General features: G+C 61.9%; 21 protein-coding genes and 1 pseudogene. 13 read left to right on the top strand and 9 right to left on the bottom strand.

The window, feature by feature from the left end; genetic code table 11:
- Positions 1 to 130, top strand: a pseudogene (locus tag QWJ46_RS11145) (sugar ABC transporter ATP-binding protein); the annotation flags it as partial.
- A gap of 75 nt (positions 131 to 205) precedes the next feature.
- On the opposite strand, the gene QWJ46_RS11140 reads toward QWJ46_RS11145, so the two are convergent.
- The 4 genes from QWJ46_RS11140 to QWJ46_RS11125 form a co-directional block, all read right to left on the bottom strand.
- Positions 206 to 2,452, bottom strand: a complete 2,247-nt coding sequence (locus QWJ46_RS11140) for a glycoside hydrolase family 2 TIM barrel-domain containing protein (RefSeq protein ID WP_302751171.1) — start codon at positions 2,450 to 2,452, stop codon at positions 206 to 208.
- Between the two features lie 283 nt (positions 2,453 to 2,735).
- Positions 2,736 to 3,647, bottom strand: coding sequence for an SMP-30/gluconolactonase/LRE family protein (locus QWJ46_RS11135; protein WP_302751170.1), 912 nt, complete (start codon positions 3,645 to 3,647; stop codon positions 2,736 to 2,738).
- A gap of 93 nt (positions 3,648 to 3,740) precedes the next feature.
- Positions 3,741 to 4,562 carry an SDR family oxidoreductase gene (locus QWJ46_RS11130; protein ID WP_184454878.1) on the bottom strand — a complete coding sequence of 274 codons (822 nt, stop codon included), beginning with the start codon at positions 4,560 to 4,562 and terminating at the stop codon, positions 3,741 to 3,743.
- A 200-nt stretch (positions 4,563 to 4,762) separates the two neighbouring features.
- Entirely contained in the window at positions 4,763 to 5,950 is a 1,188-nt protein-coding gene (locus tag QWJ46_RS11125) for a phytanoyl-CoA dioxygenase family protein (protein ID WP_302751169.1), read from the bottom strand.
- Positions 5,951 to 6,044: 94 nt separating this feature from the next.
- Here QWJ46_RS11125 and QWJ46_RS11120 point away from each other — a divergent pair, with 94 nt between their 5' ends.
- On the top strand, positions 6,045 to 7,070 hold the full coding sequence (locus QWJ46_RS11120) for a LacI family DNA-binding transcriptional regulator (protein ID WP_302751168.1): 1,026 nt from the start codon (positions 6,045 to 6,047) through the stop codon (positions 7,068 to 7,070).
- 64 nt (positions 7,071 to 7,134) lie between these two features.
- A complete protein-coding gene (locus QWJ46_RS11115; RefSeq protein WP_184454881.1) occupies positions 7,135 to 8,352 on the top strand; it encodes an adenylate/guanylate cyclase domain-containing protein in 1,218 nt (405 codons plus the stop codon).
- A 22-nt stretch (positions 8,353 to 8,374) separates the two neighbouring features.
- On the opposite strand, the gene QWJ46_RS11110 is transcribed toward QWJ46_RS11115, so the two are convergent.
- The 4 genes from QWJ46_RS11110 to QWJ46_RS11095 form a co-directional block, all read right to left on the bottom strand.
- Positions 8,375 to 9,154, bottom strand: a complete 780-nt coding sequence (locus tag QWJ46_RS11110; RefSeq protein WP_302751167.1) for an SDR family NAD(P)-dependent oxidoreductase — start codon at positions 9,152 to 9,154, stop codon at positions 8,375 to 8,377.
- Positions 9,155 to 9,229: 75 nt separating this feature from the next.
- Positions 9,230 to 9,625 (bottom strand): DoxX family protein, encoded by a 396-nt coding sequence (locus QWJ46_RS11105; protein WP_302751166.1) that lies wholly within the window; start codon positions 9,623 to 9,625, stop codon positions 9,230 to 9,232.
- Positions 9,626 to 9,721: 96 nt separating this feature from the next.
- Positions 9,722 to 10,870, bottom strand: coding sequence for a galactonate dehydratase (gene dgoD / locus QWJ46_RS11100; protein ID WP_184454884.1), 1,149 nt, complete (start codon positions 10,868 to 10,870; stop codon positions 9,722 to 9,724).
- Between the two features lie 64 nt (positions 10,871 to 10,934).
- Positions 10,935 to 11,663 carry a FadR/GntR family transcriptional regulator gene (locus tag QWJ46_RS11095; RefSeq protein WP_302751181.1) on the bottom strand — a complete coding sequence of 243 codons (729 nt, stop codon included), beginning with the start codon at positions 11,661 to 11,663 and terminating at the stop codon, positions 10,935 to 10,937.
- Positions 11,664 to 11,897: 234 nt separating this feature from the next.
- Here QWJ46_RS11095 and QWJ46_RS11090 point away from each other — a divergent pair, with 234 nt between their 5' ends.
- From QWJ46_RS11090 to QWJ46_RS11045, 10 genes are all read left to right on the top strand, one after another.
- On the top strand, positions 11,898 to 12,881 hold the full coding sequence (locus QWJ46_RS11090; RefSeq protein WP_302751165.1) for an arabinose ABC transporter substrate-binding protein: 984 nt from the start codon (positions 11,898 to 11,900) through the stop codon (positions 12,879 to 12,881).
- Between the two features lie 69 nt (positions 12,882 to 12,950).
- The gene (gene araG / locus QWJ46_RS11085; protein ID WP_184454887.1) at positions 12,951 to 14,456 is read left to right on the top strand and encodes an L-arabinose ABC transporter ATP-binding protein AraG; all 1,506 of its coding nucleotides are present in this window, start codon (positions 12,951 to 12,953) and stop codon (positions 14,454 to 14,456) included.
- 17 nt (positions 14,457 to 14,473) lie between these two features.
- Positions 14,474 to 15,424, top strand: coding sequence for an L-arabinose ABC transporter permease AraH (araH, locus tag QWJ46_RS11080; RefSeq protein ID WP_302751164.1), 951 nt, complete (start codon positions 14,474 to 14,476; stop codon positions 15,422 to 15,424).
- Positions 15,421 to 16,311, top strand: coding sequence for an aldose 1-epimerase (locus QWJ46_RS11075; RefSeq protein ID WP_302751163.1), 891 nt, complete (start codon positions 15,421 to 15,423; stop codon positions 16,309 to 16,311). Before araH ends, QWJ46_RS11075 begins: the two co-directional genes overlap by 4 nt.
- Positions 16,312 to 17,091 carry an SDR family oxidoreductase gene (locus QWJ46_RS11070; RefSeq protein ID WP_184454890.1) on the top strand — a complete coding sequence of 260 codons (780 nt, stop codon included), beginning with the start codon at positions 16,312 to 16,314 and terminating at the stop codon, positions 17,089 to 17,091. It abuts the gene before it with no gap.
- Positions 17,092 to 17,238: 147 nt separating this feature from the next.
- Positions 17,239 to 17,670, top strand: a complete 432-nt coding sequence (locus tag QWJ46_RS11065; protein ID WP_011426902.1) for an OsmC family protein — start codon at positions 17,239 to 17,241, stop codon at positions 17,668 to 17,670.
- A gap of 204 nt (positions 17,671 to 17,874) precedes the next feature.
- The gene (locus QWJ46_RS11060) at positions 17,875 to 18,483 is read left to right on the top strand and encodes a TetR family transcriptional regulator (protein WP_302751162.1); all 609 of its coding nucleotides are present in this window, start codon (positions 17,875 to 17,877) and stop codon (positions 18,481 to 18,483) included.
- A gap of 49 nt (positions 18,484 to 18,532) precedes the next feature.
- The gene (locus QWJ46_RS11055; protein WP_302751161.1) at positions 18,533 to 19,672 is read left to right on the top strand and encodes an efflux RND transporter periplasmic adaptor subunit; all 1,140 of its coding nucleotides are present in this window, start codon (positions 18,533 to 18,535) and stop codon (positions 19,670 to 19,672) included.
- A gap of 84 nt (positions 19,673 to 19,756) precedes the next feature.
- A complete protein-coding gene (locus tag QWJ46_RS11050; RefSeq protein WP_302751160.1) occupies positions 19,757 to 22,900 on the top strand; it encodes an efflux RND transporter permease subunit in 3,144 nt (1,047 codons plus the stop codon).
- Positions 22,901 to 23,081: 181 nt separating this feature from the next.
- Positions 23,082 to 24,992, top strand: coding sequence for a beta-N-acetylhexosaminidase (locus tag QWJ46_RS11045; protein WP_302751159.1), 1,911 nt, complete (start codon positions 23,082 to 23,084; stop codon positions 24,990 to 24,992).
- Here QWJ46_RS11045 and QWJ46_RS11040 read toward each other — a convergent pair.
- Positions 24,989 to 25,906, bottom strand: a complete 918-nt coding sequence (locus QWJ46_RS11040; protein ID WP_302751158.1) for an ROK family protein — start codon at positions 25,904 to 25,906, stop codon at positions 24,989 to 24,991. The two genes, QWJ46_RS11045 and QWJ46_RS11040, sit on opposite strands and share 4 nt — an antisense overlap.
- Between the last annotated feature and the right edge of the window lie 306 nt (positions 25,907 to 26,212).

The raw sequence follows: 26,212 nt of genomic DNA, 5'->3' as shown, positions 1-26,212 counted from the left end.
CGGCGGCAAATCCGTCGTCGCCCGCCTGCGCGCCGATGCCGGCATCGCCCCAGGCCAGAACACTCGCCTCGCCTTCAATCTCGACAAGGCCGTGTTCTTCGATCCGGAAACACAGGCCAGGATTTCGTAAGTGGCGCCACGCGTCCGATAAGACGCGCGGCGCTCTATGCTCTCAGAAAATCGATTTCGATTTTCGGGCTATGCGTTAGGCGACGGCCGTTACGTTGAGGGTCACCGGCGCGAAGCGTGAGGAGACCGCTTCGACGGTAATTTCTCCCACCAGCCCCGTCGCTTCCAGCCAGAAGCCTGATGTGCCGCCCTGCAGCGGCACATTGGTCGGGCCGACGATCCTTGCGGGTCCATGCACCTTCAGCGAAATGCTGTCGTTCATGAAAGGCAGGCGCTGGCCGCACTGGTCGAGGGCGCGGATGATGACGCGGGTGCTGTCGCGTTCGCGAGTCTTCAGCGTCGAGCTGTCGGCGACCATTTCCAATGTCGTCGGCAAGGGATCGGCTGCCAGCTTCAGGCTGGCTACCGCTTCGCCGGCGATATAGCCGGTGAGGGTGCCGTCGATCCATTCCAGACCCCAGGTGCCGAGCTCATCGGCGGTGAAGTGCCGGTGATCGAGCACAACAGGCGGATGCGGCAGATGCGGGTAATTCTCGCGATCCGGGCCGACGCGTTTGCTGAGCGCGCCATATTGCAGTTCCACCTCGTCGCAATTGGTCAGGATGATCAGCGGCAGCACGCCGCCGATATTGCGCTCGCCGCGCGCCCAGAAGGTCGTCGGCTTCATGACGATCTCCTCGGAAGGATCGCACTGGCTGATATAGGCATAGGCTGCGAATTTCGGTTCGCGGAACATGTCCATGACGCCGTGATAGCAGATGCGGTCGCCGGAGCCGAAATCCTTGTGGGTGTTGTAATCGAACATGCACCAGCCGATGGCGCCGGAAATGTCCGGATCGCCGTAGGCGGCGTTCAGCACTTCCAGGTGACGGCGCACATGCTCGGCCTGGCGCTGTTCCTGGTCATAGATTTTCGTCGGGTGCATGTGGCCGTTGAACTCGGTGATGAGGTACGGCACCTTGCGGGACAGGCCGGTATTTTCCTGCTGGCCGCGCAGGACGGTGCGCGGGCGGTTGGCGCCCGGCAGTTCCTCGTTGCCGAGGATGAAGTCGTTCATCGTGTAGACGTCTTCGAGCAGCTCGCTTTCGGTGATGTAACGCACGCCGCCGGTCTGGCGGGTGCTGTCGAGTTCACGGGCCAGCCGATTGGTCTCGACGTAGAAATCGTGACTGTCCTGTGATTCGTTGATGCGCACGCCCCAGATGATGATCGACGGATGGTTCCAGTCGCGCTCGATCATGCGGCGGACGTTTTCGATCGATTCCTTCTGCCACTCGGCATCGCCGATATGCTGCCAGCCGGGGATTTCCTCGAAGACCAGCAGGCCGATCGCATCGCAACGGTCGAGGAACCATTTCGACTGCGGATAATGCGAGGTGCGGACGATATTGCACTTCAGCACGCTCTTCATGATGTCGGCGTCGCGCTCCTGGGCCGACCGGCCGGCGGCATAACCGACATAGGGGAAGGCCTGGTGGCGGTTGAGGCCGCGCAGCTTCAGCGGCTTGCCGTTCAGCAGGAAACCTTCAGGTGTGAATTCGGCGGTGCGGAAGCCGAAACGGGTGGAAAGACGGTCGGAGCCGTGCTCGGTCCTGACTTCGACCGTCACCTCATAGAGCGTCGGGTCGGTGATGTCCCAGAGCACGATGCCGGTGAGGCCGCCGAAGGAAAGCGTCGTGCGGTCGCCGATCGTTTCGGTCGCTGCGGTGGCGATCACCGTGCCGTCGGCCTGTTTCAGCGTGGCCGTGACAGTCGCCGAGAAGCTGCGGCCCTCCGGGTTGGCGAGATCAACGCGGATGCTTGCCGACTTCTGCTGGGCAAGAACGTCAGCCGTTTCGATCTTGAGATTACGGATCGAAACCGGATCGGTGACCTTCAGCCAGACGTCGCGGTAGATGCCGGCATAAGTCAGATAATCGATGCGGCCGCCGAAGGGTGGGATCTCGGGGTTTTCGCTGCCGTCGATCTTGACGGTCAGGAGGTTCTCGCCCTTGAGCAGCCTGCCGGTGAGGCGGGCCTCGAAGGGTGTATAGCCGTCCTTATGGGCGATGATCTCTTCGCCGTTCAGGTAGACGACGCTATCGGCCATGGCTGCGTCGAAGGCGAGGGAGACCTCGCGACCCTCGAATTCCGGTAGCCAACGCAGCACCTTCTGATAGGTGAAGGCACGCTGATAGCTCTTCTCATCGAAATAGTTGAAGGGCAGTTCGACGGCGGTGTGGGGCAGGCTGACCGACTTGGCGGCATCGAAGCTTTCGAGCAGGCGCTGGCCGAAGCCCTCGTGGAAACTCCAGCCCTCATTGAAGGAAACGACGGAACGCATCTCAGGCTCTCCCGGGCGTGGCATCAGGAGCCGTGCGGCGCCCCTTGCTGCGTGAATATCGGATCATCGGGTATTCCTCCTTGATGCAATGAGGTGCGAGCGCTCCAGTGCGTCGTATCAAATCTGATTCATGTGATGCGCTTTAGCTTTTTTCGTGCAGGTCGTCATCCGGAACTGCTGTTGCTCCTTGCAGATGACGCGCCGGGGCAACACCGTCCTGTCAGACGATGGCGATATCGTCAGGCGTGTCTGTCGAGCGCACGGCGCGCCGTGCTTCCATAAGTTACGGATATTGTGCGCCGTTCGTCTTGGTATAGATCGAATAGACCGAGCGGGTCGCGGTGATGAACAGCCGGTTCTTCTTGGGGCCGCCGAAGGTGAGGTTGGACACTGTCTGCGGCACTTTGATCTTGCCGAGCAACGTGCCGTCGGGTGAGAAGCAATGCACACCATCACCCGCGCTCGTCCAGAGATTGCCGCCGATATCGAAGCGAAAACCGTCGGGATGGCCGGCATCGAGGCTGCAGAAATAGCGGCTGTTGGCAAGCGTTCTGCCGTCGACGACATCAAAAACCCGGATGTGGCATGGCACTTCGTGTTTGCCCGAGCCGGAATCGGCGATGTAGAGTTTCGTTTCATCGGGCGAGAAGGCAAGGCCGTTCGGCTGGATGAAATCTTCGACGACGGCGTCGATTGCGCCGCTTATCGGGTCGATCCGGTAGACGTTACGGGTCGGCTGTTCGGGCTCGGCCTTGTGGCCCTCGTAGTCCGAGAGAATGCCGTAGGTCGGATCGGTGAACCAGATCCCGCCGTCCGAATGGACGACAACGTCATTTGGCGAATTTAATCTCCTGCCCTGGTAGCTGTCGGCGAGGACGGTGATGCTGCCATCGAATTCGGTGCGAGTGACCCGGCGGCCGCCATGTTCGCAGGAGATGAGCCGGCCCTGTCTGTCGCGGGTATTGCCGTTGATATAGTTTGAGGGCGAGCGGAAGACGGAGACCGTCCCATCCGGTGTCCAGCGCATCATGCGTTCGTTCGGGATATCGCTCCAGAGAAGGCAGTTCAGGTCGGAAAACCAGACCGGGCCCTCCGTCCAGCGGCAGCCGGAATAAAGCTCATCGAGGGCGGCGCTGCCGATAACCAGAGCGGCGAAACGTTCATCGCGGATCTCATAAAGCGGATTGTCAGCCACGCCAGTTCCTCCCTGAATGCGTCGTCCTTCTCGTAACGATAAATCCTCCCGGGTGCCAGAGCCCGGCAACGGGAAATGTAAGCTTGGGTTTTCTCAGAGAGCGGCGACCGGATGCGGCGAGCCGTCGTAAGCCCCCCAGATCGATTGATCGAAACAGATGACCGAGCCGGTCATCAGGCCGGATTCCGCCGATGACAGGTAGGCGCAGGCGCGCGCCACCTCGTGCGGATCGACGAGCCGGCCGAAGGGCTGGTTCGCCGCCGCCTTCTCCAGCCAGTCGGCAGGTGCATCGTGATATTCGCGCTGGATGCGGTCCTCGCCTTCGGAGGCCATCCAGCCGATGTTGAGGCCGTTGACGCGAATGCGGTTGCGCAGCAGCGCATAGGCGGTGTTCTTCGTCAGGGTTTCCAGCGCGCCCTTGGAGGCGCAATAGGCGGCGATGAACGGCTGGCCGGCTTTGGCCGACATCGAGCCGATATTGACGATGGTGCCTTCGATCTTTTCGCGGCGCATGATCTTTACCGCCTCCTGCATCAGGAAAAACGGCGCGCGCACATTGACGGCGAACATGGCATCGAACAGCTCGGGGCTGGTGTCGAGAATGGTGCCGCGATCGGTGATGGCGGCGGCATTGACCAGGGCGTCGACACGGCCGAAGGCCTGGTCGCAGACGTGCACCACATTTCGGGCATCCTCGACCTTGCCGAGATCAGCTTTGACATAGACGACCCTGGCACCGGTCGCAGCCGAAATCTCCGCGGCCTTCGCCTTGCCCTTGGCTTCGTTGCGGCCGCAGATGACGATGCCTTCTGCGCCGCGTTCGGCGAAGAGACGGGCGATGGTTGCGCCCAATCCCTGCGTACCACCGGTGACGATGGCAATCTTACCGTCGAGGCGGCCGTGATCTGTGCTCATGTGGTTGCTCCTTGGTGATGATGTGCGAATGGCCTCCCGCGGGGGTGCGGAAGGCTCTTAGATTGGTGCCGTGCGGCCCCCTCATCCGCCCTACAGGCACCTTCTCCCCGAGGGGAGAAGAGGAACCGAGAGACCGCCTCAAATCTCTTCTCCCCTCGGGGAGAAGCCGGCAGGCGGATGAGAGGGCCCCTATCTCTACTTCAGCTCAATTTCTTCTGCGCCTGCTCGGCAAGCGCTGCCTTGAAAGTCTCGTCGCTCCAGCCTTCCCGCAGCGCCTCGTGCATCAACTGCGCCTGCGTCTTCGGCGCCAGCCCGCCGAGCGGCGGGTCGCGGTCGAGATTGGTGGGGAAGGAATAACCTTCGGCGCAGGCGGCGATGGCGTTGGCGATTTCGTCGGGCGAGAGCCGGTCTCGCAACGCCTTAAGGGCGGGAAAGAGTCTGGCGCTCATTCTCTCTCGGTTGATGGTCTCCATGGCTCGTCCGAAGGCGGAGGAGACCTGCAGGAGGTTGGCGACACGCTTGATGTCGGCCGAGCGGTTGGTGCCGGCGGCGTGGAAGAGGGCGGGATTGAAGAAGACGACGTCGCCCTTTTCGAGTGGCAGCTGGACGTGGTTGGCCTCGAAATAATCACGGAACTCCTGGCGCTTCAGCGCCAGATAACCTGGCACATAGGTCTGGCTGTGCGGCAGGAAGAGTGTCGGACCGCTTTGGAGCGGCATGTCGCAATGGGCGACCGCACCCTGCAGCGTCAACACAGGCGAGAGACGGTGCACATGCGCCGGAAATTGCTCGATGACCGCAGACGACTGGAAGCCGAGATGATAGTCGCGATGGGCCGACTGCGCCGCACCGCCCGGATTGACGCGGTTGACCTGCGCCGTCATCTGGTAGCTCGGGCCGAGCCAGGCTTCGCTTGCGAGCGCGATAATGGCGTTGCTGTAATATTCGGCGAAATTTTTCGGATCGGCGAGGCAGTGTTTTTCCAGCGAATTCCAGATGCGGTCGTTGGCGCCGGGCTTGGCGAAGTGATCGCCGCCGCCTGTCGAGGTGCGGTGCTGTTCCTCGATGATGGCCTCGAAAATCGCGCTGGCGCGGTCGATGGTGGCGGTGTCTTGGTAAGCATGCTTGAAAACGACGACGCCGGGGCCTTCACCGAAAGCTTCGCAGATTTCAGCCAGCACGAGGCGTTTGCCTTCGCCGGTTGCCGCCGCTGCCGTTACCTTGCGGCTGTCATAGATCAGCACGTTCTTCTCGACTGCGGAAGCTGTCGGGTAATCGGCAAGGGCGGTCGTCTTTTGCGCAAGGCGGCGAAAATCGCCGAGGTCGCAGGCGTCTTCGCTGAGCCAGACGCGGTCAGCGCGCAGCTTCTGCGAATTGTCGGCTTTCATGATGGCTCCTCCTCTTTTTTGATGAAGGCACTATACGCCGCGATGCCGGGTGATATAGATCAGAAACCCATCAAAAAACCATCAAGCGGATTCCGTGGCCCATCTCTTCCTCGTCAAGGACATTGCTTTCCAGGCCGGCTTGAGCACCGCGACCGTCGACCGCGTGCTGAACGGCCGGCCGGGTGTGCGTCAGCAGACGGAAATGAGGGTGAAGGCGGCGATCGCGGAGCTGGAAAAACAGCAGGCAGTGGCGATGGGCAGCGGGCGCATGCTGGCGATCGATATCGTTATGGAGACGCCTCAGCGTTTCAGCGATGCGGTGCGCGCCGCCTTCGAGGCCGAGATGGCGACCTTCCTGCCCGGCGTCTTCCGCTGCCGCTTCCACTTTGCCGAGTTGATGAAGCCGGCCGAGCTGGTGCAGCTTCTTGATCGCATCCGGTTACGCGGCACGCACGGGATCGTGCTCAAGGCGCCTGACGTTGCCGAGGTCGCTGCCGCCGTCGCGCGGGCGGATGCGGCCGGCATTCCGGTGGTGACGCTGGTGACCGATCTGCCGAATTCGCTTCGCATCGCCTATGCGGGCGCCGACAACCGGGCGGCGGGAGAGACCGCCGCCTATCTGATCGGCGAATTCCTCGGACGTGACGGAGGCAAGGTGCTGGTGACACTGTCGAGCGGGCGGTTCCGCGGTGAGGAGGAGCGTGAAATCGGTTTTCGCCGCATCATCCGCGCCCGTTACCCGGATATCGGCATCACCGAAATCAGCGAAGGGCACGGCAGCGACAGGGCGACGGGAACACTTGCGGCGGCAGCGCTCGCGGCCGATCCCGCCATCAACGCCGTCTATTCGATCGGCGGTGGCAATCGCGCGGTGCTGGCGGCCTTCGATGCCGCCGACCGTCCCGTCCGAGTCTTTGTCGCCCACGACCTCGATGCCGATAACCGCGCCCTGCTTGCCGCAGGCCGTATCGGCTTCGTGCTGCATCACGATCTCAGAACCGACGCCCGCTCGGCCTTCAGGGCGATCATGAGCCGGGCACAAGCACCGGGGCGGGCCGTTCCAGCTTCGCTTTCTTCCATCGAAATCGTCACGCCCTATAATATGCCTACGGACGGTTGAACCAATTGACTTCCTTCCACGCTGAGTTCGGGCTACAGCTTCGGAACGTACAAAGGTGAGCGGCATGGATTACAGCGACGTCAGCACGATTGCAGCCTGGGTTACGGAGCAGGGGCTGAAGGGCGCTTCGGAAGCGGAGCTCATGACCGGCTTCTGCGCGGCCTGTCGCGATGCCGGCCTGCCGCTCGACCGCGGCATGGCGCTGATGGACACGCTGCACCCCGTGCATGAGGGCCGGGCCTTCCGCTGGGACAGCGTCGAGGAGATCGAAACCGAATTCGAGTATGGCCCGACGGGCTCGGGCGAAGCGGCTGCGACCTGGCAGCGCTCTGCCTTCTATCATCTTTGGTCGGGCAACGAGCGGGAGGTCCGCCGACGCATCGGCTTCGGCGATCCGATCGATTTCACCATGCTCGACAAGATCGCCGAAGCCGGCAACACCGATTTCGTAGCAATGATGCATCGTTTCAGCGAAGCCGGCACGATCGGTGAGATGGATTGCTTCTTCTCGCATTTCGCAACCAAACATCCCGAGGGCTTTTCCGATCACGATCTCGCCATCCTGCGCAAGCTGGTGCCGGTCCTCGGATTGGCGATCAAGTGCGTTGCGCTCGGGCGCATCGCCCGCACCATCGCGGAAGTCTATCTCGGCGAGGATGCGGCGCGCCAGGTGATGGAAGGCAAGATCAGCCGCGGTAAATCGGAGCGGATCTCGGCCGCGCTGTGGTTTTCCGATCTGTTGAACTACACCAAGATTTCCGATCGCGTGCCACCGGAGGAAATCATTCCGCTGCTCAACGATTACAGCGAGGTAGCCATCTCGGCGATCCATGAGGCCGGCGGCAATGTGCTGAAGCTGATCGGCGACGGTGTGCTCGCCATCTTCAAGGGCGAGGTACCGGCCGAAACCTGCCGTGCGGCGCTCGGGGCCGAATCGCTGCTGCGGGAAAAGCTCGCTAAGCTGAATGCGGCGCGCGCTGCCGACGGCCGGGCGACGACCGACGTCTATATCGGCCTGCATATCGGCGATGTCTTCTACGGCAATATCGGCAGCCAGGACCGGCTGGACTTCACCGTCATCGGCCCCGCCGTCAACGAAGTCAGCCGGATCGCTTCGATGTGCCGTTCGGTCGACCTCAACCTGCTGATCTCCTCCGATTTCGCCGCGGCCATACCGGCGGAAGAGCGCGCCGCGCTTGCCTGCGTCGGACGTTATGCGTTGCGCGGGGTGCAGCGCGCCCAGGAACTCTATACGTTCGACAGCGCCCGGCTGAACGGCTGATATTCCGCCAAACATTCGAGGCTTACCGCAACAGGCCTTGGCCGCCGTCGATCCAGATAGGTGTGCCGGTGATGTGCCGGGCGCGATTGGAGGCAAGGAAGAGGATGGTTTCGGCAACATCCTCGCTTTTGCCTGCCCTTCCGCCGGCAATCGGAATATCGCCCTGCGGCCAGATGACCGGCACCTCCGTCTCCTCGCGACGGCGGCTATCGGTATTGGCATTGATATTGGTCTCGATCTCGCCGGGGCAGACGGCATTGACGCGGATGTCGTGGCGGCCGAGTTCCAGGGCAAGCTGCTGGACCATGGCGACCTGGCCCGCCTTGGTTGCGCTGTAGGCGGTGGCGCCCGGCGTCGTGAAGGTGCGGGTGCCGTTGATCGACGAGACGACGACGATCGAACCGCCGCGGCGCTTCAGATGCGGAACCGTCAGATGCAGGGTCAGATAGGTGCCGCGCAGATTGACGGCGATGGTCTTGTCCCATTCATCCGGTTTCAGATCGTCGATCGGCGCCCAAACTCCGTTGATCCCTGCATTGGCAATGACAATGTCGAGGCCGCCGAAGGTGTCCGTCAGCTTCTTCACCGCGGTTCGCATTTGGGCTTCGTCGCTGGTATCGGCGGTCAGGGCGATCGACTGACCGCCGCCGGCGTTGATCTCGGCGCAGGTCTTTTCGACCTCGTCGGCGGTGCGGCTCAGTGCTGCAACCCTTGCTCCCTCGGCAGCGAGCCTTAACGCGGCGGCTTTGCCGATACCGGAACCGGCACCCGTCACCAATGCGATCCTTCCCTCAAGCTCCATGGTCGGCCTCCTTGACCTTCTGCCGATAGGCAATGTTCGGCGCGACTGTTGGTTCCGGAAGCAGCGGACGGCTGGCTATCTAAGGAGCGTTTGCCGCAATGCCCATTTCTCCGGCCCGTGGACGGCGGCGAAGAGCAGGCCAGCGAGGAAGGTGAAGTGATCGACGAAGAAGCCGAATTCGGCTTGGTTCTGTTGCCAATGGGACGGTCCGTGGAAGGCGAAGGCAAGGAAGATCACGTAGATGCCTGCCAACAGGCTCGCCTCGGTAAAGAAGGCGCCCGATATGAAGGCAAGGGCCAAGGCGATCTCAAAAAAGGCTGCGACCCAGGTGAGGAAGGTCGCCATCGGGAAGCCGGCGGCGGCAATGTAGCTCGCCGTGGCGCCGATATCGGCGAATTTGAAGCCGGCGGCCATGAAGAAGATGAAACTAAAGATGAAGCGGGCGATGATGATTGCGATTGCTCTGGCCATGGGAAACCTCCTCTTGAGCTTCCATTATGACGCAGGAGATGGTTGATATCCTACAATGCGAATGAAAAAGGGCCGCTGGCGCGACCCTTCATTCTCTCACCACTCGGCAAAGCTGCCGTCGGCGTGCCGCCAGATCGGGTTGCGCCAGCGATGGCCCTCCTTGGCGCGCTCGATGACATAGGCCTCGTCGACCTCGATGCCGAGGCCCGGCCCCTGCGGGATCGAGACGAAACCATCGGCATAGTGGAACACCTCCTTGTTCGAGACGTAGTCAAGGATGTCATTGCCGGTATTGTAATGAATGCCGAGGCTCTGTTCCTGGATGAAAGCATTGTAGCTGACGGCATCGACCTGCAGGCAGGCGGCGAGCGCGATTGGGCCGAGCGGGCAATGCGGCGCCAGAGCGACGTCATAGGCTTCGGCCATGGCGGCGATCTTGCGGCATTCGGTGATGCCGCCGGCATGGGAAAGATCCGGCTGGATGATGTCGACATAGCCGTCGGAGAGGACCTGCTTGAAGTCCCATCGTGAATAGAGCCGCTCACCAAGCGCGATCGGTGTCGAGGTATGATTGACGATGTCGCGCAACGCTTCCTTGTTTTCCGAAAGCACCGGTTCCTCGATGAACATCAGCTTGTAGGGCTCGAGTTCCTTGGCGAGAACCTTGGCCATCGGCTTGTGCACGCGGCCGTGGAAATCGACGCCAATGCCGATATGCGGACCGATCGCCTCACGGATGGCGGCGATGGTCTCGACCGCCCTTTCCACCTTCTCGTTGGTGTCGACGATCTGCATTTCCTCGCAGCCGTTGAGCTTGATCGCCTTGAAGCCGCGGGCAACCACGTTTCTGGCATTGTTGGCGACGTCAGAAGGACGGTCGCCGCCGATCCAGGAATAGACCTTGATGCGGTCGCGCAGCTGGCCGCCGAGCAGGGAATGGATCGGCTGGCCGAGCGCCTTGCCCTTGATGTCCCAGAGCGCCTGGTCGATGCCCGAGATCGCGCTCATATGGGCGGCGCCGCCGCGATAGAAACCGCCGCGATACATCACCGTCCAATGGTCCTCGATCAGGAAGGGATCCCTGCCGATCAGGTAGTCTTCCAGTTCGTGGACGGCGGCCTCGACGGTCAGCGCACGGCCTTCGACGACCGGTTCGCCCCAGCCGACGATGCCTTCATCGGTCTCGACCTTCACAAACAGCCAGCGCGGCGGAACGATATAGGTGGTGAGTTTGGTGATCTTCATCGTGGTTCTTAATCTCTTCTCGGATTTGCGATGGGACAGCGCGTCCATGGCCTCTCGTGATTGATCATTTCGTCCTGCCGATCGCCTTCTCCGCGGCGGCAAGGTCGCGAACCGCAAGGTCGAGCATGCGATTGGCGCATTCCCTCGCGCCTGTTTTGTCGCGCATGCGCAAGGCCTCGACCAGTTCGCCGTGAACGAGCACCGCATCCTCCCGGTTTTCAACGGCGATGTTGGAGGCATGCAGCGCATATTTCAGCGCCGCGTGAATGGCGCTCGACAGACGGCGGAACACTTGGTTGTGACTGGCGGTCAGCAGCACCGTATGAAACATCACGTCGGCATCGGTGAAGCTTTCCGGATCGCCTGCACTGTCGCGCATCTGACGCCAGGCTTTGTCGAGGTCGGCGATTTCCTGGGCGCTGGCGCGTTCGGCGGCATATTCGGCGGCCGCCGGTTCTATGGTGCGCCGGGCTTCGAGAATGCATCCCAGCAGGTCGAAGTCCTTGATGTAAGGCCCCATCCAGTCGAGCACTTCGGCGTCCAGGATGTTCCAGTCATCCCGATCGCAAACGGTCGTCCCGACCCGCGGCTTGCCGCGGACGAGTCCCTTGGATTCCAACACTTTTAATGATTCGCGGATCACCGTGCGGCTGACGCCGTAGAGTTCGCAGAGGTCGTTCTCGCGCGGCAGCGGCGAGCCCGAGGGATAGCGGTCCGCGCAGATGTCCTGAGCGATTGCCGCTGTCACGTTGCGGCGTACGCGCGGGCGGCGTTCGCTGCCGGAGGTTTCCATACGGCCTTGTTCCTCAGTCGATTCCAACTTCACCTCTCCACGCTCTCTCCTGGGTTGCAGCCGAACCTGATTATCCGAATTCGATCCAGTTTGCGACGGGTCCATCCGTCTGTCGTCCCTATCCTATTATTCCAATCATCATACATTGGCAATTGACTGGTATGATGATTTAACCTAATTCATTGGGCGCTGCCTGGGAGGCAGTTGCTCGATTTCAGAGTTAGGGAGAGAGACATGCGCTTGTTCAAAGCAGCTATTCTGGCTGGCACTTTCGCCATTCTGACAGCCGGCTCGGCATTTTCCGCAGACGTCAAGATCGGTTTCATCGTCAAACAGCCGGAAGAGCCCTGGTTCCAGGACGAATGGAAATTCGCCGACCAGGCCGCCAAGGAAAAAGGCTTCACCGTCGTCAAGATCGGCGCTGAAGACGGCGAGAAGGTTCAGTCGGCGATCGACAATCTCGGTGCTCAGGGCGCGCAGGGTTTCATCATCTGCACGCCCGACGTCAAACTCGGTCCCGGCATCGTCGCCAAGGCCGAAGCCAACCAGCTGAAGCTGATGACGGTCGACGATCGTCTCGTCAGTGCCGACGGCAAACCGCTGGAAGAGGTGCCGCATATGGGTATCTCAGCAACCAAGATCGGCGAGACCGTCGGACAGGCCATCGTCGACGAAATCAAGAAACGCGGCTGGGACATGAAGAATGTCGGCGTGATCCGGGTCTCCTACGATCAGCTGCCGACCGCCGTCGATCGCGTCGAAGGTGCAATCTCGGTATTGAAGTCGGCCGGCTTCCCGGCCGAGAACATCTATGATGCGCCGCAGGCGAAAACGGATACCGAGGCAGCGCTCAATGCGGCGACCACCGTCCTCAACAAGCATGCCGACGTGAAATACTGGGTGGCTTTTGGACTCAACGACGAAGCCGTTCTCGGCGCCGTCCGCGCTTCGGAATCGGTCGGAATTCCGGCTGCCAACGTGATCGGCGTCGGCATCGGCGGCGCGGAATCGGCGATCAACGAGTTCAAGAAGCCGGCTGCGACCGGCTTCTTCGGCACGGTCATCATCTCGCCGAAGCGTCACGGCTATGAAACGGCGCTGAACATGTACGACTGGATCGCCAACAACAAGGAGCCGGAAAAGCTGACGCTGACCTCCGGTTCGCTGGCACTGCGCGGCGACTACGAGAAGGTCCGCAAGGAACTCGGCATCGAGTAATCATCGCCCGCGATGATGCATCTCCGGCGGCCGCTTGAATGTGCCGCCGGGACCTTCGGTGGAGTGACGATGGCTTTTCTCGAATTCAAACATATCTCCAAGGGCTATCCGGGCGTGCAGGCGCTGTCGGATGTTTCCTTCACGGTCGAGAAGGGCGCTGTCCACGGCCTGATGGGTGAGAACGGCGCGGGCAAATCGACGCTGATCCGCGTATTGTCAGGCGATCAGGCCGCCGATGCCGGCAGCATTCTCATCGATGACGAAGAACAGAAATATGCCTCGGTGCGTGACGCCTTCCATGCCGGCGTCATCGTCATCCATCAGGAACTGCAGCTCGTTCCGGAGCTGACGGTGGCCGAGAATCTCTGGCTTGGCCGCTTTCCCGGCAAGGGCGGCGTGATTAATGCCAAAACACTGATCGAGACGGTGCGGTCGAAACTCGAAGAGATCGGCATCGATGTTGATCCATCGGCCAAAGTCGCTTCGCTTTCGATCGGCGCGCGGCAGATGGTCGAGATCGCCAAGGCGGTCATGCTCGACGCACGGGTCATTGCGCTCGACGAGCCGACCTCCTCGCTTTCCTCGCGCGAAAGCGAAATCCTGTTTTCACTCATCGACAGGCTGAAGGCGAGGGGAACGGTCATTCTCTACGTTTCGCATCGCCTTGACGAGATTTTTCGGCTTTGCGACAGCCTTACCGTGTTGCGCGACGGCAGGCTTGCCGCCCACCATGCCGAGATCGCGAAGACGACGCGCGAGCAGATCATTGCCGAAATGGTCGGGCGCGAGATCAGCAATGTCTGGGGGTGGCGTGAGCGCCCGCTCGGCGGCGTCAGGCTTGAGGTCAAGGGCCTGTCGGGACCAAGGCTGCGCAATCCCATCAGTTTTTCCGTCCGCCAGGGTGAGATTCTCGGCTTCTTCGGCCTGATCGGTGCTGGCCGCAGCGAGATGGCGCGGCTGCTTTACGGCGCCGACAACAGGCATCAGGGCGAGGTTACGATCGACGGCGTTGCCGTTTCGCCGAACGATCCGAAGGCGGCGATCCGGGCCGGCATGGTGCTCTGCCCGGAGGACCGCAAGTTCGACGGTATCGTCCAGGGCCGATCGATCGAAGAGAATATCGCAATCTCGTCGCGCCGGCATTTTTCGCCATTCGGCATATTGAACCCGAAGAAGGAGGCGGCGATGGCCGATCAGTTCATCGCCCGGCTGCGGGTGCGCACGCCGTCGCGCAGGCAGGACATCATCAATCTGTCCGGTGGCAATCAGCAGAAAGTCATCCTTGGCCGCTGGCTCTCCGAGCAGGGCATCAAGGTTCTCGTGATCGACGAACCGACGCGCGGCATCGACGTCGGGGCGAAGTCGGAAATCTATGAAATTCTTTATGAGCTGGCGGCTGGCGGCATGGCGATCGTGGTGATCTCGAGCGAGCTGCCCGAGGTGATGGGCATTGCCGATCGCATCATGGTGATGTGCCAGGGCAGAGTGGCGGCCAATGTCGCCCGCCCGGATTTCCACGAGCGCAGCATCCTGACGGCGGCACTCCCTGACAAGAACGCCGCCGGCATCATTTAAGACTGGGAACACGGACGATGACTTCGTTGAAAAAAATCCTTCTGGGCGAACAGGGGCTGGTGGTTATCTTCGCCGCCGCCTTCGTGATCGTCTCGCTCTTCGTTCCGAATTTCCTGACCGAGCGGAACATGCTGGGGCTGCTGCAATCGGTCGTCACGATCGGCATCGTCGCCTGCACAATGATGTTCTGCCTGGCCTCCCGCGATTTCGATCTTTCAGTCGGATCGATCGTCGCTTTCTCCGGCATGGCCGCGGTGATGGTGTCGAACGCGACAGGCTCCATTCCCGTCGGGCTGCTGGCAGCCCTGCTCTGCGGCGCCGTCGTCGGTTTCGTCAACGGCATCGTCATCGCCCGGTTCCGCATCAACGCGCTGATCACCACGCTTGCGACCATGCAGATCGTCCGCGGGCTGGCGCTGATCGCTTCGGACGGCCGCGCCGTCGGCATCAACGATCCCGGCTTCTACCAGCTGGCGCTGTCGCGCTTCCTCACGGTGCCGACGCCGATCTGGATCATGCTGATCCTTTTCCTCTTCTTCGGCTTCGTGCTCAACCGCACCGTTTTTGGTAAGAACACGCTGGCGATCGGCGGCAATCCCGAGGCGTCGCGCCTTGCCGGCGTCAACGTTGTCAATATGCGCGTCTGGATCTTTGCGCTGCAGGGTCTCGTCTGCGGCATTGCCGGCATCCTGCTTGCCTCGCGCATCACTTCCGGCCAGCCGAATGCGGCGACGGGGCTCGAGCTCTCGGTGATTTCGGCCTGCGTCCTCGGCGGCGTTTCGCTCGCCGGCGGCCGGGCGGCAATGAGCGGTGTCATCGTCGGCGTGCTGATCATGGGTATTGCCGAAAACGTTATGAACCTGCTGAATATTCAGGCATTCTATCAGTATGTCGTGCGCGGGCTGATCCTGCTGATCGCCGTGCTGCTCGACAATTTCAGATCTTCGGCTGCGGGGCGACGCGGATGAGCCATGAGCGGGCAGGGGACGAAATCGAACTGAGCCACGGCGACCTCGCCGTTGGGGTCAGCCGCCGGGGTGCTGCCGTCACCGCGGCAACATATCGGGAGACGCCCTTTCTCGTCGCGGCCGGCGGGCCGGATGGGGCGATGGCGAATTTTGCGATGGTGCCGTTCGGCAATCGTGTGGAAGGCAACACCATGTCCTTTGCCGGACGTGCCTATACCTTCCAGCCGAATACTTCCGATCCGCTCTATCGGCACGGCGATGGCTGGCTCGGCTTCTGGCAGCTGGAAGAGGCCAGCGTCGAGCATGTGCAGTTCTCCTTTTCCCGCAGTGCCGACAGGGGTTCACCCTATGCCTATCTGACCCGGCAGGAGATCCGTCTCGCCGGCGATAGCCTGGTGCTGACGCTTTCCGTGGAAAACCGCGGCGAAACCGCTCTTCCCTTCGGGCTCGGTCAACATCCCTTCTTCGCCCGGACCCCAAAGACGAGGCTGACGATTGCTGCCGACCGCTACTGGAACGAGCGACCCGACCATCTTCCAGATATGCCTGGGCCTGTGCCTGACGATTTCGATTTCAGGTCCGGCAAGCTGTTGCCGCAGAAATGGATGAATAATGCCTTCGAGGGCTGGAACAGGCGGGCGGCAATCGCCTGGCCGGAGCTAGGAATTCAGGCGGCGCTGAAAGCCGAGGGCGCGCTTGACAGCTTCATGATCTATATGCCGACCGACCGGAACGACTTCTTCTGTCTCGAGCCGATGAGCCACCTTCCCAACGGCCATCACTTGCCCGAATTCGGCGGGCTCATGCCGCTTGCGCCGGGTGAAGCCCTTGCCGGCAAGGTGACGATCGATCTGTCGGCGCTGCCGCTTCAGCCGGAGGGGAGATAGATGAGCGATCGCCTGCAAGGCAAAAATATTCTGGTCACCGGCGCTGCGCAGGGTATCGGCCTTGCGATCGCCAGGGCTTTCCTCAGGGAGAATGCTGCGGTCTATCTCGTCGATCGCGATGGAGCGCTGCTGGCGCAGGCAGCGGCAGAGCTCGCAAGCACAGGCGGCCGGCTTGGTTATCTGCCGGCCGACATTACCGATGCCGGAACGATTACGAAGGCGGTTGCTCAGGCGAACGACGAGATCGGCCCATTGAATGGGCTCGTCAACAATGCCGGGGTCAACGTCTTTGCCGAACCGCTCCACACGACCGACGAGGAGTGGAGCCGCTGCTTCGATATCAATCTCAAGGGAGCATGGAATTGCTGCAAGGCGGTGCTGCCCGGGTTTATCGAGCGCGGCGGCGGCGTCATCCTCAACATCGCCTCCACGCACGCTTTCACGATCATTCCGCACACCTTTCCCTATCCGCTGGCGAAACATGCGCTGCTCGGCATGACGAAATCCCTCGGCCTGGAGTACGCGCCCCGCAATATCCGGGTCAACGCGCTGGCGCCGGGTTATGTCTCGACACAGAAGGTCATCGACTACTGGAACAGCTTCCCCGATCCGGAGGCAGCCAAGGCCGAGACGATGAAGCTGCATCCCGGCGGGCGGATCGCGACGCCGGAAGAGATCGCCATGGCGGCGGTGTTCATGATCTCCGACGAATGTCCGTTCATGAACGCCACCTGCCTGACGATCGACGGCGGCCTCGGCGTGCAGCAGCATCCCGCCTGAAAGGCTTTCTATTCCGCCGATTTTTACGAGCCTGTCGTCTTCTCAGGATAGAGCGTTATATTGTCTCGCGGGGAGCCTATCCAATCTCCCTCAGGCATGGAGCGGCGCCCTGCCGCTTCCTCAAAACCATCGAAACAGGAGGACGGCATGCAGATCAATCGCACGGCTTCGGCTCATTGGAGCGGCGGCCTCAAGGACGGCAAGGGCCTGATCTCGACCCAGAGCGGCGCCCTGACAGACTATCCCTACGGCTTTGCCAGCCGCTTCGAAGGCATTCCCGGCACCAACCCGGAAGAGCTGATCGGTGCTGCCCATGCCGGCTGCTTCACCATGGCGCTGTCGCTGATTCTCGGCGAAGCCGGTTTCACTGCCGAGCATATGGAAACCTCGGCCAAGGTGACGCTCGAAAGCGTCGAGGGTGGCTTCGCCGTCACCGCCATCCATCTCTCGCTTTCCGGCCGCATCCCCGGCGCCGATGAGGCAACCTTCACCGAACTCGCCAACAAGGCGAAGGCCGGCTGCCCGATTTCCAAGGCGCTCGCCGCCGTTCCGATCACGCTCGACGTCAAGCTCGCCTGATTTTTCTGCTGTCGCCGACGAAGTGCCGCGCGTCTCACGTCGCGGCACTTTTCAATTTTTGCCGACGCTCATCATCACATCGTTTCGAAATTTCATCACGCTCAGCCGCCCGTGCCATGCAGGCGGCATTGACAAATGACGCCTGATATTTTACGACTGACGAAATTCGAAAATCGTCAGTCGTAATTCGAGGCACCAAAACTCATGAACGACATTGCGGAAAATACGCTCGACGTCACGCGGCAGGAGAATGTCACGCGCATTCTCGACGCGGCCGAGCGGCTGTTCCGTCACTACGGCTACAGCAAGACGACAGTGGCCGACATCGCCCGCGATCTCGGCATGTCTCCCGCCAATATCTATCGTTTCTTCGCCTCCAAGGTGGAAATCCATCAGGCGCTTTGTGGGCGCATGCTCGCGACCTGCTATCAGCTTGCTTATGACATCCGCCACCAGCCGCTCAGCGCCAGCGAGCGGCTGCGCCTCTATGTCGAGACCCAGTATCAATGGACGATGGATACGATGCTCGACGAGATGAAGGTGCACGAGATGATCGTGGTTGCGATCGAGCGCGACTGGCATGTCATCGAAAAACATATCGATCGCGTCCATGATCTCATCGCCGAAATCATCGCCGAAGGCATCGCAGCCGGCGAATTCGCCGAGCAGGACCCGGTCGTCGCCTCACGCTGTTTCGGCGCGGCGACGATCAATCTCTGTCATCCGCAGATGGTGGCGCAATGTCTTGCGAAAACCAACCGCGCAAGCGTCGAAGAACTGATCGACTACGTCATCAGGGCGCTCAAGAAATAACCGACGGCAGCCGTCGTCGATCCCCCGAAACATTCCAGGAGTGCGGAAGATGTTTTCGCTCAAGACCCTCAGCAATCGCATGCCGTCCGTTGCCAGTCTCGCGCTTGTCGGCGCCATCGGCATCGGCCTTTCCGCCTGCTCGGAGGAAAAAGCTGAGGTCAAGGAAGTTATCCGGCCGGTAAAGGTCGTCGAGATCGCCAAGGCCGACGATACCCGCAAGCTCGATTATTCGGGGTCGGTCAAGGCGCGGACGGAAATGAACCTCGGCTTCCGGGTGGCCGGCAAGATCACCGAGCGTCTCGTGGATATTGGTGACCGGGTGACGCCCGGCGACGTTCTCGCCCGTGTCGACGCCACGGACTACCAGCTCGCGGTCAAGACGGCGGAGGCCAATCTCGCCGCGGCGGACAGGGGCGTCGAAACCGCCGATCTCGCCAACAAGCGCGCCGAGCAGCTGTTCGACAAGAGCGTCGCCCCGAAGTCGCAGCTCGAGCAGGCCGCGCTCAGCCATGACCAAGCGATCTCGCAGCGCGACGCAGCGCTCTCGGCGCTGGACCAGGCGAAGAACCAGGTGAGCTATACCGAGCTCAAGGCCGGGCAGAATGGCATCGTGACATCGATCAATGCCGATATCGGCCAGGTCGTCGGCTCCGGCAGCCCCGTCGTCACCGTTGCCGTCGATGGCGAGAAGGAAGTGCAGATCGCGGTTCCGGAAAACGACATTGCCGAATTCAAGCCCGGCAAGACCGTCAAGGCCAGTTTCTGGGCGGACGACAGGCTGGTGCTCGACGGCAAGGTGCGCGAGGTTTCCGGCAGCGCCGACCAGCAGTCGCGCACCTTTGCGGTTCGCGTGAGCCTGCCGAACGATCCCCGCGTGTTGCTCGGCATGACCGCGACGATCGAAGCCGATGTCAACAACGATAACAGCTATGTCTCGATCCCGCTCACCGCGCTGGCCGAGAAGGACGGCAAGCAAATGGTCTGGACGGTCGACCGCGACACGGCGACGGTGCATGGCCGCGATATCAAGGTCGCCGATTTCACCGGCGACGGCGTGCATGTGACCGAAGGCCTCGATAGCGGCGATCTCGTCGTCGCGGCTGGCACCCAGTTCATGAGTGAGAACCTGAAGGTGAAGATGCCCGAGCAGCAATCGGCCTCGGCCGATACCGACCAGACCGTGCGTTGATCGCGCAAATTAAAGCAATTTGAGCATGATGTTCCCGAAAACCGCTGACACTTTTCGGCATCATGCTCCAAAGGAAACATGACCATGGACGCCAATACCGAAAAGCGGCCCTTTAATCTGTCGCGCTGGGCGATCGGGCATCCAAGCATCGCCCGCTTCCTGTTCGGGCTGATCATCATCACCGGCGTGCTCGGCCTGATGCGCATGGGCCAGCGCGAAGATCCGGAATTCACTTTCCGCGTCATGGTCGTGCAGGCGATCTGGCCCGGCGCTTCCATTCAGGAAATGGAAGATCAGGTCGTCAACAAGATCGAGCGGAAGCTGCAGGAAACGCCGCATATCGACTGGGTGAAGTCCTATACGCGGGCGGGCAGCGCCATCATCACCCTGCAAGTCAAGGGTGACACCAATTCGAAGGACGTGGCGGATGCCTTCTACCAGGTGCGCAAGAAGGTCGGCGACATTTCCAGCGAACTGCCGCAGGGCCTGCTCGGTCCCTATTTCAACGACGAATTCGGCGATACATTCATCACGCTGCATTCGATCAGCGGTGAGGGTTATTCCTATCCGGAACTGAAGAAATTCGCGATCCAGGCGCGCGACATGCTGCTGACGACGCCGGGCGTCGAGAAGGCTGTCATCATCGGCGACCAGCCTGAGAAGATCTATATCGATGTTTCGTCCAAGGCGCTTGCCGAGCGCGGCCTGACCATCCTCGACCTGCAGAATGCCATCAAGGGCCAGAACAATGTCGATCCGGCGGGCTCGGTCGATACCGGCCTGCGCTCGGTGCGCATTTCGGTCGAAGGCGACATGAAGAAGGTGGCCGATATCCGCGATCTCAGCCTTCGCGCCGGCGGCCAGGTGACCCGCCTCGGCGATATCGCCACCGTCAGTTCCGGGCTCGAGGATCCCTACCAGCGCAAATACCGGTTCAACGGCCATGACAGCGTTCAGGTCGGCGTCGTGATGGCCAAGGGCTTCAACGTCACCGATGTCGGCAAGGGCGTGGAGGCGACCTATCAGCGCTTCGAGGAGGCTCTGCCTTACGGTGTTGCCGTCGATCAGATCGCCAACCAGCCCGACGTGGTGACGGACGCGGTCAGCGAATTCATGCATGCACTCGGTGAAGCTCTCATCATCGTGCTTGTTGTCTCGTTCCTGTCGATCGGCTGGCGCTCGGGCCTCGTCATCGCCATCGCCATCCCGCTGGTGCTCGCCGCCACCTTCGCGCTGATGTACGAACTCGGCATCGACCTACAGCGCATCTCGCTCGGCGCGTTGATCATCGCGCTCGGCCTGCTGGTCGACGATGCGATGATCGTCGTCGAAATGATGGAGCGAAAGCTGGAGGAGGGGCTGGTCAAGATCGAGGCGGCAAGCTTCGCCTATTCCTCGACCGCCTTCCCGATGCTGACGGGCACACTCATCACCACGGCCGGCTTCATTCCCGTCGGTTTCGCGGCATCGACGGCCGGCGAATATGTCCGTTCGCTGTTCTACGTCGTCGGAATCGCGCTTGTCACCTCGTGGTTCGTCGCGGTCTATTTCACGCCGTGGCTCGGCTACATGATCCTCAAGCAGCGCCATCATGCCGGCGAGCATCACGATGCTTTCGACACCAGCTTTTACCGCCGGCTGCGCGGTACGGTCGGCTGGGCGGTTCGCCATCGGGTGATTGTACTGCTGTTGACGCTCGGAACCTTCGTCACCAGCCTCTGGGCGTTCCAGTTCATTCCGCAGAATTTCTTCCCGCAGTCCTCGCGGCCGGAAATCCTGGTCGATCTGTGGCTGCCCGAAGGCACCAGCATTCGGGAAGTCGAGGTGCAGGCAAAGGCGCTCGAAGCGAAGATGATGGATGATCCCGACAAGCGGTTCATCGCAACCTATATCGGCGAAGGCGCACCGCGTTTCTTCCTGCCGCTCGACCAGCAGCTGCGCAATCCGAACTTCGCCCAGCTGCTCGTCATGGCCAAGGACGAACCGGCGCGCGAACGCTTGATCGTCAAGCTGCGCACGATCCTTGCGGAGGATTTCCCCTCGATCCGCGGCAAGGTCGACCGCCTCTTCCTCGGTCCGCCCACCGGCTGGCCGGTGCAGATGCGCATCATGGGACCTGACCGCCAGGAGGTGCGAGCGATCGCCGATCAGGTGAAGGCGCGGTTTACGGCCAACCCGATGCTCGGCGCCATCCACGACGACTGGCTGGAGCCGGTGCCGGCGATGAAGCTGGTGATCGACCAGGACCGCGCCCGGGCGCTTGGTGTGACCTCGCAGCGTGTGCGCCAGATGCTGCAGACCGCCATGTCCGGGGCTCCGCTCGACGATTTCCGTGACGGCGAGGAGACGGTCTCGATCGTCGCCCGCGAGCCGGATGCCAGCCGCTCGCTGCTGTCGGCCGTCAACTCGGTCTATGTCCCGACCGATTTCGGCGGCTTCGTGCCGATCTCGCAGGTCGCCAAGGTCGTGCCCGTGATGGAACAGGGCGTCGAATGGCGGCGCGACCGGCTGCCGACGATCACGGTCCGCGCGACGCTGCCCGATGGCGTGCAGCCGAACGACGTCGTCATGAAGATGTACGCCGACATGAAGGACCTGCGCGATAGTCTGCCGGCCGGTTACAACGTCGAGATCCAGGGCGGCGCCGAGGATGCGGCGGAAAGCCAGATGTCGATCGCCGCCAAGGCGCCGATCATGCTTGCCGTCATCATCGTGCTGCTGATGGTGCAGCTGCAGCATTTCGGCAAGGCGATGCTGGTGCTTGCCACCGGCCCGCTCGGCATCATCGGGGCTGCGGCCGCCTTGCTGATCAGCGGCGCGCCCTTCGGCTTCGTCGCGATCCTCGGCGTCATCGCGCTGCTCGGCATCATCATGCGCAACTCGATCATCCTGGTCGATCAGATCGATCAGGATATCAAGGCCGGCATGCACCGGCAGGAGGCGATCGTCGGCGCTGCCGTTCGGCGTTTCCGGCCGATCATGCTGACGGCGCTGACGGCCGTCCTGGCGCTGATCCCGATCTCGCGCGGCGTCTTCTGGGGTCCGCTCGCTTTCGCGATGATGGGCGGCATCCTGGTTGCGACGGTGCTCACCATTCTGGTTCTGCCCGCCGGCTACGCGCTTTTCTTCGGCCGCGAGCCGAAGGCAAAGGACGAGCCAGGCCGGGATGTCGACGCCATCCAGGAAGAGGCGGATGACAGACATCCGCCGGCGTTGGCAGCCGAGTGAGGACGGCGCGGCGAAAGCCGCGCCGTTTTCCTTACAGGTCGCAATCTCACGGTTCTCATCACTGCCCGGTTCCTCTCGACTCGCGCCGATTCCCTTGCCGCCTCGAAAAAGCTAAGCTCGTGAAAGCATGTCGGGAGAGCAGCCGCGATCCCGGCCGCTCATCGACCGAGGAGGCGCGACCATGGCCGATTATCGTCTGGAAACAAGCTGGCGTCCGGTCGAAGGCAGTTTCGGGCGCTTGATCTTCACCCTCTTCAATCTTTCAGCCGAGCCGCTTTCCGGCTTCTCGCTCGCCTATACGTCGGAGACGCGGGTTGCCGACAAACATGTCTGCGATGGCGGCAGCCTGAAGCGACAAGTCGCGCATCTGCATGAGTTCCGGCCGCCAGAGGGGCTGAGCGTGCCGCCGGGCGGCCACTGGCGGTTCACCGTCGAGGGGCTGACCCGAGAACCGAAACATGTGACATCAGGGGTCAAATCGGCCTATCTGACACTTGGCGACGGGCGCCATCTTCCTGTCGGTTTCGGCGATCTCCTTCTCGAAGGCCGGGATGGCGGTATTTCGCCGCCGCTTCTGCCGCCGGGCCGGGTGGAGGAGCCCTATTCGCTGCTGCCCTGGCCGCTGGCGCTCGCGCTGAAGGCGGGAGAGCTGCCGGTCGTCCTTTATCCTGCCGAGAGGACGCGACCCGAAGCGGTCAAGGCGTTGTCCCTGGTTCTTTCGCTTTACCAGCGGCTCTATCCGGCCGAAAACGTGCCGTTTTCGCTCTGCGCCGTAAAGGGCGGGCGCGTTGTTCGTTTCGTCACCGAATCATCGATCGCTGCGCTCGCCTATGAAATACGATTTACCGCGCATGAGGTCGTGCTCTCCAGCGCGGATGCGGCGGGTCGGCACTATGGCCTGATCAGTCTGGCGCAAATCATGCACGGCGCGCGTGCCGATCGCGAGAGCTTCAGATTTCCGAATTTCGGCACGATTGCCGACCAGCCGCGTTATGACTGGCGCGGCTGCCATCTCGATGTGGCCAGGCAGTTCTATCCGGTGGCTGACGTCATGCGGCTGATCGATATCCTCGCCTGGAACAAGCTCAACATCTTCCATTGGCACCTGACCGACGACGAAGCCTGGCGGCTGGAGATCAAGGCTTATCCCCAGCTTACGACGTTCGGCGCGCGGCGTGGTCCGGACGAGGTGCTCGTGCCGCAGCTTGGTGACGGGGCGGAACCGCGCTCCGGCCATTACACGCAGGAGGATGTCAGGCGAATCGTCGCGCATGCCGCCTCTCTGCATATCGAGGTGGTGCCGGAAATCGATGTTCCCGGCCATAGCACCGCGACCCTGTTGTCACTCCCCGGCCTCGTCGACGGGCAGGAGGCGCCGGACAGCTATCGCGCCGTCCAGGGTTATCCCAACAATGCCCTCAATCCGGCGGTCGAATTCACCTATGAATTTCTCGGCAAGGTGTTCGACGAGATGATCACGCTGTTCCCCGGTGAATATATTCACATCGGCGGCGACGAGGTCGCAAGCGGCGCCTGGCTTTCCTCGCCGCTTTGCAAGGCATTGATGGAGCGGGAGAAAATTGCCGGCACGGCCGAGCTACAATCCTATTTCCTGAAACGGATCAAGGCGATGTTGTCGGCGCGCGGCAAGAAGCTCGCCGGCTGGAACGAGGTCTCACATGGTGGCGGCGTCGACCGCGACGGCACGTTGCTGATGGCTTGGGAAAAGTCCGCTGTCGGCATCGAGCTGGCGCAGCAAGGTTACGATGTGGTGATGACGCCGGGCCAGGCCTATTATCTCGATATGGCGCAGGCCGAAGCCTGGGCCGAGCCCGGCGCGAGCTGGGCGGGCCATGCACCGCCGGAACACACCTATGCTTACGAGGCCGAGGGCGAGCTGCCGGAGGCGTTGCGGGACAGGATGCGTGGGGTTCAGGCTTGCATCTGGACTGAAAACTTCCTCTCTCGCGCCTATTTTAACCGGCTGGTCTTCCCGCGCCTTTCGGCCGTCGCCGAAGCCGCCTGGACGCCCCTGGAACGCAAAGACTGGGACCGGTTCGCAGCGATCGTACGGATGTGGCCGATGCTTTAAGACGTGATTGCTTCCGCCTTCAGCCCCAACAGCGCCGCACCGATCAGGCCGGGTTCGATGCGGCATTCGCTCGGCACCACCAACGGGCGGTCGAACTTGCGCAGGATGCGGGCGCGAACCGCGTGATCGAGTTCGGCCAGCAGCGGCGCGACATTGGAAAGCCCGCCGCCGACCGGCACGATGGTGGCGCCGGTGATGTTGATCGTCAGGGCGAGCGGCGAGGCGACGAGATCGATATAGACGTCGACGGTGCGCGTCGCCTTCTCCTCGCCGCGCCGCCACTGATCGATGATCTCTTCGCTCGCAAGGTCGTGATCATGCAGCGTCTTGTGCAGGCGCTCCAGGCCGCGGGCGCCGCCGACGGTGTCGACACAACCCTTCTGACCGCAGCCGCAGGCATAGGCGGGAATGGCGACGGGCGGATTGCCGGCCATCGATGCGATGATCGGGCCATGGCCCCATTCGCCGGCAAAGCCTCCGGCCTCGTTGACGAGGCGGCCATCGGCGACCAGACCGCCGCCGACGCCGGTGCCGAGGATGGCGCCGAAGACGATACGGTGGCCGCGGCCGGCGCCGAGACCGGCTTCAGCCATGGCGAAACAGTCGGCGTCATTGGCGACTAAAACAGGCAGAGCAAGTTCGGCTCCGAGGTCGGCTGCGAGCGTGCGGCCGTGGATGCAGGGAATGTTGGCGCAGGTCAGCCGCTGGGTATCGGGATCGACGACACCGGCGATCGACAGAGCAATGCGGCTCGGCTGTTCGCCGGTTTCGGCGATGATGTCGCGGAGGGTCTCGACGAAAGCGGCGAAATCCTCCTTCGGCGTCGCACGGCGGCCGAGGGGGACGATGTCTGTCTCGGAGCGGGCGATGCCGCCCTTGATGGCGGAGCCGCCGATGTCGAATGAAATAATCATTGCCTGCCTGCCGTTTTTCTGGCCTTCAGCGTCTGCTCGCACTGTTGGCCAAGAATTACAAGCCTTGATGTATCTGCCTGGCATGGGCTTGCGGCGCAAAGGAGCGATGGTCGAACGCAAATAGCCGCCGACAGGTCTTCTCATTGATTTCCTATCCCTTAAGTCATTCAATTGGCATATTGCGCGGCCAAACTCGGACCTGCACTTCCATCATCTACCGGTATCATGAGCATCGAAAACGCCGATTCCAACAGACGCAGAAGACCCCGTCCGCCACGTCCCCAAGGCCGCCGCCTCTCAGCGGTC

Source organism: Rhizobium sp. CBN3 (assembly GCF_030518245.1).
GTDB classification, from domain to species: domain Bacteria; phylum Pseudomonadota; class Alphaproteobacteria; order Rhizobiales; family Rhizobiaceae; genus Rhizobium; species Rhizobium aethiopicum_A.
This window is presented reverse-complemented; position numbering and strand designations above follow the sequence as displayed.